The organism is Streptomyces sp. RP5T (assembly GCF_003933965.1).
GTDB lineage: Bacteria > Actinomycetota > Actinomycetes > Streptomycetales > Streptomycetaceae > Streptomyces.
In genome coordinates this window covers 21,051-27,293 of record NZ_RSAJ01000051.1, presented here as the reverse complement: position 1 = coordinate 27,293, position 6,243 = coordinate 21,051, and the positions used below count along the sequence as shown (strand labels likewise).

Sequence of the window (6,243 nt, the reverse complement as noted above, 5' to 3'; positions counted from 1 at the left end):
GGCCGTGGCCGTAGACCCGGAAGAGGTGTCGGTCTCGGGGTTCTAGATGACGCAGAGACATGCTGGCGGAACCTCCTGGCTGGCTTCTCGCATCACGGTGTGCCTGGCGCCAAGCTGGATCCGCTTTCGACTGTAGCCGCGGTTTTTCAACACTCAACGATGTGTGACCGGCCAAGCACGCGACGGAATGCGCCACATGTGGCGTCTTTCACATCGCAGGCAACTTCCGTGCCCCGCGGCGGCGACTCTCAGGTGGGCGAGTGCGCCCCTCACCGGTTCCGGGCGCCGGGCGGGAGGTCGCCGTCTTGGGCGCGTAACACGCAGCCGTCACCGGCGTAACACGGCCGACGCACGCTGAGGAGCATGCAGAACACCGCGACGCCCACACACTGCCCTTACTGCGCCCTGCAGTGCGGCATGAACCTGACCCCCGCTCCGGACGGGACCGTCGAGGTGAGCGAGCGCGCGGACTTCCCGGTGAACCGGGGAGCGCTGTGCGGCAAGGGCCGTACCGCGCCCGCGGTGCTCTCCTCCCGGGTGCGCCTGACCTCCCCGTTGGTGCGCTCCGGAGGCACGCTGGTGCCCGCGACCTGGGACGAGGCGCTGGACCGGATCGCCGAGGGGCTGTCCCGCACGCGTACGGAGCATGGCCCGGACGCGTGCGGGGTCTTCGGCGGGGGCGGCCTGACCAACGAGAAGGCGTACACGCTCGGCAAGTTCGCCCGGGTCGTCCTCGGCACCTCGCAGATCGACTACAACGGGCGCTTCTGCATGTCGTCCGCGGCGGCCGGCGGCATGAAGGCCTTCGGCCTGGACCGCGGACTGCCCTTCCCGCTGGAGGACATCCCGAAGTCCGGCTGTGTGATCCTCGTCGGCTCGAACCTCGCCGAGACCATGCCGCCTTCCTTGCGGTTCTTCACCGAACTCAAGGAGAACGGCGGCACGCTGATCGTCATCGACCCGCGCCGCACCAGGACCGCCGAGCAGGCGGACCTGCACCTGATGCCCCGGCCCGGCACCGACCTCGCCCTCGCGCTCGGGCTGCTGCACCTGGTGGTCGCGGAGGGCCGCACCGACGAGGCGTACATCAGCGAGCGCACGGTCGGCTGGGAGGACGCGCGGGCCGCCGCGATGGCCCACTGGCCGGAGTACGTGGAGCGGATCACCGGCGTGCCGGTGCCCCAACTGCGGGAGACGGTACGGATGTTCTGCGAGCCCGAGTCCGCGATGGTGCTCACCGCGCGCGGGCCCGAGCAGCAGTCCAAGGGCACCGACACGGTGAGCGCGTGGATCAACCTGTGCCTGGCGACCGGGCGCGCGGGACGGCCGTACAGCGGCTACGGCTGTCTGACGGGGCAGGGCAACGGACAGGGCGGGCGCGAACACGGGCAGAAGGCCGACCAGTTGCCCGGCTACCGCAAGCTGGACGACCCGGCGGCGCGGGCCCATGTCGCCGAGGTGTGGGGTGTGGACCCCGACGCGCTGCCCGGACCGGGGCGCAGCGCCTACGAGTTGCTGGACGCGCTGGGTACGGACATCCGGTCGCTGCTGCTGATGGGCTCCAACCCGGTGGTGTCGGCGCCGCGTGCCGCGCACATCGAGGAGCGCATCAAGTCCCTTGATTTCCTCGCGGTGTGTGACGTCGTGCTGTCGGAGACGGCCGCCCTGGCGGACGTGGTCCTGCCGGTGACGCAGTGGGCCGAGGAGACGGGCACGACGACCAACCTGGAGGGCCGTGTGCTGCTGCGCCAAAAGGCGATCACGCCTCCGGACGGCATCCGCAGCGACCTGGAGGTCATGCACGAACTCGCCGACCGGCTGGGCGTGGAGAAGGGCTTCCCCACCGACGCGGAGGAGGTCTTCGAGGAGCTGCGGCGGGCGAGCGCGGGCGGCCCCGCGGACTACTCCGGGATCACCTACCGGCGGCTGGCGGAGGAGAACGGGGTGTTCTGGCCGTGCCCCATGGACGACACGGAGGTGGGGCACCCCGGCACCCCGCGGCTCTTCCTCGACCGTTTCGCCCACCCGGACGGCCGGGCCCGCTTCGCCCCCGTCTCGCACCGGGCGATCGCGGAGGAGCCGGACGAGGAGTACCCGGTGCTGCTGACGACCGGGCGGGTGGTGGCGCAGTACCAGTCCGGTGCGCAGACCCGCCGCGTGGACGAGCTGAACGCGGCCGCGCCGGGCCCGTTCGTGGAGCTGCACCCGCGGCTCGCGGAGCGGCTGGGGGCGGCCGAGGGCGACCCGGTGGCCGTGGTCTCGCGGCGCGGGCGGGCCGTGGCCCCGGCCCGGATCACGCTCGGCATCCGCCCCGACACGGTCTTCATGCCCTTCCACTGGTACGGCGAGGGCCGCGCCAACACCCTCACCAACCCGGCGCTGGACCCGACGTCCCGGATGCCGGAGTTCAAGGCGTGCGCGGTGCGGGTGGAGCCGGTGGAACGGTAGTTCACCTCGCGAGCCAGTCACCGCTCTCGATCAGCTTGCCGCGCGCTCGCAGGCGTACGGCGACGGAGGGCGCGGCCAGGTACACCCACGCGCGCACGGCCGTCCCGTCGGCGACGCGCACGACCTCGCGTGCGACCCGTTCGTAGAGGTTGCGCGGGTCGCCCGGCGTGTACTCCTCCAACTCGTCGAGTGCGGCGAGCAGTTCGTCGTACTCCTCGGAACCCGCGGTGAGGAGTTCACCGAAGACCGGTCCGCCGCCCGGCTCCTCCACCACGTACGGGTAGCCGGGGCCGTCGTACAGCAGCGCGCCGGTGAGCCGGCCCGGCGCCTCGGAGCGGATGCGGCCGCGCAGGAAGAGGTCGTGGTTGGCCTCGCCGGGGCGGAGGGTGCCGTAGACGAAGAAGGGGAGGGTCGCGGGGGTCACAGAAACGATTCTCTCCTCTCACATACCTGCACGTGACGCGGTATGGACACGGCTTGTCATGGCCTCTTAAATCTTGGTCAACGTCCGCGCCACCCCCCACGCGCCCCATTGGCGCCTTTCTGAGGAGACCGATGAGTCGGATACGGCCGTACGTCCGAGGTGCCCGCTCCCGTCGTCTCGCCACCGCCGGAGTCGCCGCCACCGCCGCCACCCTGCTGGCCGCCGCCCTCTCCCCCGCCGCCGGTGCGGCGGAGCGGCCGACCAGGGCCACCGCACTCGAGAACGCCGCCTCCGTCCTGGCCGACCGGGCCACGGCACTGGGGCTCACCTCCGCCCAGGCCACCAAGGTCCGTGACGTCATCGTCGACGCCGACGGCACACAGCACGTGCGCTACGACCGTACCTACCACCAACTGCCCGTACTTGGCGGTGACTTCGTGCTCCACCTGGCGCCGAACGGGGCCTACGAGAGCGCCTCCCGCGCCACGAGACGCGCGATCTCCCTGTCGAGCGTCACCCCGGTGCTGTCCGCCCCGAAGGCGGCCGACCTCGCGGCGAACGCGCTGAAGGCGGCCAACCTCGGCGAGACGCTGAAGAAGCTCACCGCCAAGCCGCAGCTGGTCGTCGACGCCCTGCACGGGGCGCCGAAGCTGGCCTGGCGGACGAACGCCGCCGCGCAGGACTCGCTCGGCAACCCGGTCGCGCGGACCGTGCTCACGGACGCCCGCACGGGCGCGCAGATCGACGCGTGGGACAGCATCGAGCAGGCGGCCGGCGACGGCAAGTCGCTCTACAGCGGCACGGTTTCACTGGAGACGACCCAGTCGGGATCGACGTACCAGCTCAAGGACGCCACGCGCGGGAACACGTACACCGGGGACGCGGCCAACAAGACCGACCTGTGCTTCCTGACCATCTGCATCAGCAGGGCGCCGGCGACCCTGTTCACCGACGCCGACAACCACTGGGGCACGGGGGCGACTTCGGACCGGGCCACGGCGGCGGTGGACGCGCAGTACGGGACCGACGTCACCTGGGACTACTACAAGAAGGTCCACGGGCGGAACGGGATCGGCGGCGACGGCAAGGGCTCCTACAACCGCGTCCACTACGGCAACAACTACAACAACGCCTTCTGGGACGACAGTTGCTTCTGCATGACGTACGGCGACGGTGACGGGACGCAGCTGGGTCCGCTGGTGTCGCTGGACGTGGCGGGCCACGAGATGTCGCACGGCGTGACCTCGAAGACGGCGGCGCTGACGTACTCCGGCGAGTCGGGCGGGCTCAACGAGGCCACCTCCGACATCTTCGGCACGCTGGTGGAGTTCTACGCGGGCAACTCCTCCGACGTCGGCGACTACCTGATCGGCGAGAAGATCGTCCGCTCCGGCTTCGGGCGGGACGCGCTGCGCTACATGGACAAGCCCTCCAAGGACGGCAAGTCCGCCGACTCCTGGAGCAGTTCGGTCGGCAACCTCGACGTCCACTACTCCTCCGGGGTCGCGAACCACTTCGCGTACCTGCTCGCGGAGGGCAGCGGCGCCAAGACCGTCAACGGGGTCAGCTACAACTCCCCCACCTCCAACGGCTCCACGGTCACCGGCATCGGCCGGGACAAGCTGGGCGCCATCTGGTACCGGGCGCTGACGGTCTACATGACGTCCTCCACGAACTACGCGGGAGCCCGCACGGCCACCCTGAACGCGGCGAAGGACCTGTACGGCGCGGGCAGCACGGAGTACAACGCGGTGGCGGCGGCCTGGAGCGCGGTGAACGTGAACTGACGTCCACCGCTCTCCTCAGCTGCGACACGGCCGCCTCCGGTTCCGGGGCGGCCGTGCCCGTGGCGGGAGGGAGGGCGAGGTGGGCGAGGGCGACCCGCACATCCGTCGGGGCGCAGGCGCTCCGCGGTGAGGCCGCCGTGCGCACCATGTTCGCGGCCGTGTTCGACCTGTCGGGCGACCTGCCGAGCACCGTCGCCACGGGTGCGGGCCACGGGTGCCGTACGCCCTGATCTCGCCGCGCCCGGACCGGGTGACGTGTCCGGCCCGCCGGGGGCGTCCGTCACCCCGGCCGAGCCCGGCGGGCGGCTACCGGCCGAAGTCCGGGAGGGTGAGCGTGCCGTCCTCCGCGAGGGGGAAGCCGGGGTTGTAGGCCACCTCCCAGGCGTGGCCGTCCGGGTCGGTGAAGGCGCCGGAGTAGAAGCCGATCTCGTTCGTCGCGGCCGGCTTGGTGACGGTGCCGCCCGCCTGCGCGACCGTGGCCAGGAGGGCGTCGACCTCCGCCCGCGAGCGGACGTTGTGGGCGAGGGCGATGCCGCCGAAGCCGTGCGCCGGTCCCGGCTCCAGCCCGCAGTCCTTCGCGAGCTTCTCCCGACTCCACAGGACCAGGCCGAGGCCGCCCGCCTGGAAGAAGACCGTCTCCGCGACCTCCTGGCCGCGCCAGCCCAGGGCCTCGTAGAAGGCCTTGGAGCGGGCGAGGTCCGAGACGCCCAGCGTGATCAGGGTGATGCGCTGTTCCATGCCCATCGCCTCACCGTAGCCGGAGGGCGGGAGGCAGGCGCGGGGTGGCGGCGGCGAGGGCGTGGGTGGGCAAGACGACGTGCGCGGGGTGGCGGCGGCGTGCGTGTGGTGCGGGCGGCTCATCCGCCGTACGGCTGTCCGGTCCTCCCCTCCCTGAGGGCCCGCCCCCACCACACCAGCTGGTCCAGCATCGTCTTCGCCGCCGCGTCCGGGCCCGAGGGGTCCTTCAGGCGGCCGTCGGCGAAGGAGCCTCCCGCGTTGTGGAAGCTCACCGTGTCCCTGACGGTCACCGCGTGGAGCTCGGCGAAGACCTGGCGCAGGTGCTCCACGGCGCGTAGACCGCCCGAGATGCCGCCGTAGGAGACGAGGGCCACCGGCTTGGCCTGCCACTCCGTGAAGTGCCAGTCGACCAGGTTCTTCAGGCCGGCCGGGAAGGAGTGGTTGTACTCGGGGGTGAGCACGACGAAGGCGTCCGCCGCGGCGAGCTTGGGGGTCACCGAGGCCAGGGCGGCGGCCGCCTCGGGGGTGCGGGCCATGGACGTGGGCAGGTCGGTCCCGGCCACGTCCACGACGTCCGGGACCAGGTCGTCGCGGTCGCGGAGGTGGTCGAGGAGCCAGTCGGCGACGACGGGGCCGAAGCGCCCGTGACGGTTGCTGCCGACGACCAGGGTGACGTGGAGAGGTGCGGTGTCTGTCTGCATACGGGACAGCCTGATACCTCGACCAAAGTTGAGGTCAAGCGCTGCTGCCGGCCGAGGGGTCACCCGTTCACACGCGCGCCGCGCACTCTTCGGGTTCTCTTCGGTGAGCCGCCCGCCGTACGGCGGTGACCTGCTGAAACTCCGG

5 protein-coding genes are annotated in these 6,243 nt (G+C 71.6%); 2 read left to right on the top strand and 3 right to left on the bottom strand.

Annotated elements, in window-relative coordinates:
- Positions 1 to 363: 363 nt before the first annotated feature.
- On the top strand, positions 364 to 2,448 hold the full coding sequence (locus tag EHS43_RS08455) for a molybdopterin oxidoreductase family protein (protein ID WP_125189911.1): 2,085 nt from the start codon (positions 364 to 366) through the stop codon (positions 2,446 to 2,448).
- Between the two features lies 1 nt (position 2,449).
- Here EHS43_RS08455 and EHS43_RS08450 read toward each other — a convergent pair whose 3' ends face one another.
- Complete coding sequence (locus EHS43_RS08450; RefSeq protein ID WP_185806161.1) at positions 2,450 to 2,872, bottom strand: gamma-glutamylcyclotransferase family protein; 423 nt, start codon at positions 2,870 to 2,872, stop codon at positions 2,450 to 2,452.
- A 131-nt stretch (positions 2,873 to 3,003) separates the two neighbouring features.
- Here EHS43_RS08450 and EHS43_RS08445 point away from each other — a divergent pair, with 131 nt between their 5' ends.
- Positions 3,004 to 4,659 (top strand): M4 family metallopeptidase, encoded by a 1,656-nt coding sequence (locus EHS43_RS08445; protein WP_125189909.1) that lies wholly within the window; start codon positions 3,004 to 3,006, stop codon positions 4,657 to 4,659.
- Positions 4,660 to 4,965: 306 nt separating this feature from the next.
- Here EHS43_RS08445 and EHS43_RS08440 read toward each other — a convergent pair whose 3' ends face one another.
- Both EHS43_RS08440 and EHS43_RS08435 read right to left on the bottom strand, forming a co-directional pair.
- Positions 4,966 to 5,397 (bottom strand): VOC family protein, encoded by a 432-nt coding sequence (locus EHS43_RS08440; protein ID WP_125189913.1) that lies wholly within the window; start codon positions 5,395 to 5,397, stop codon positions 4,966 to 4,968.
- Positions 5,398 to 5,516: 119 nt separating this feature from the next.
- Positions 5,517 to 6,098 (bottom strand): NADPH-dependent FMN reductase, encoded by a 582-nt coding sequence (locus EHS43_RS08435; RefSeq protein ID WP_125189908.1) that lies wholly within the window; start codon positions 6,096 to 6,098, stop codon positions 5,517 to 5,519.
- Positions 6,099 to 6,243 lie beyond the last annotated feature (145 nt).

What these genes read in the sequence shown, in the direction of transcription:
- EHS43_RS08445 (WP_125189909.1), top strand. Translation starts at nt 3,004, where the DNA reads ATGAGTCGGATACGGCCGTACGTCCGAGGTGCCCGCTCCCGTCGTCTC.
- EHS43_RS08440 (WP_125189913.1), bottom strand. Translation starts at nt 5,397, where the DNA reads ATGGAACAGCGCATCACCCTGATCACGCTGGGCGTCTCGGACCTCGCC.
- EHS43_RS08455 (WP_125189911.1), top strand. Translation starts at nt 364, where the DNA reads ATGCAGAACACCGCGACGCCCACACACTGCCCTTACTGCGCCCTGCAG.
- EHS43_RS08435 (WP_125189908.1), bottom strand. Translation starts at nt 6,098, where the DNA reads ATGCAGACAGACACCGCACCTCTCCACGTCACCCTGGTCGTCGGCAGC.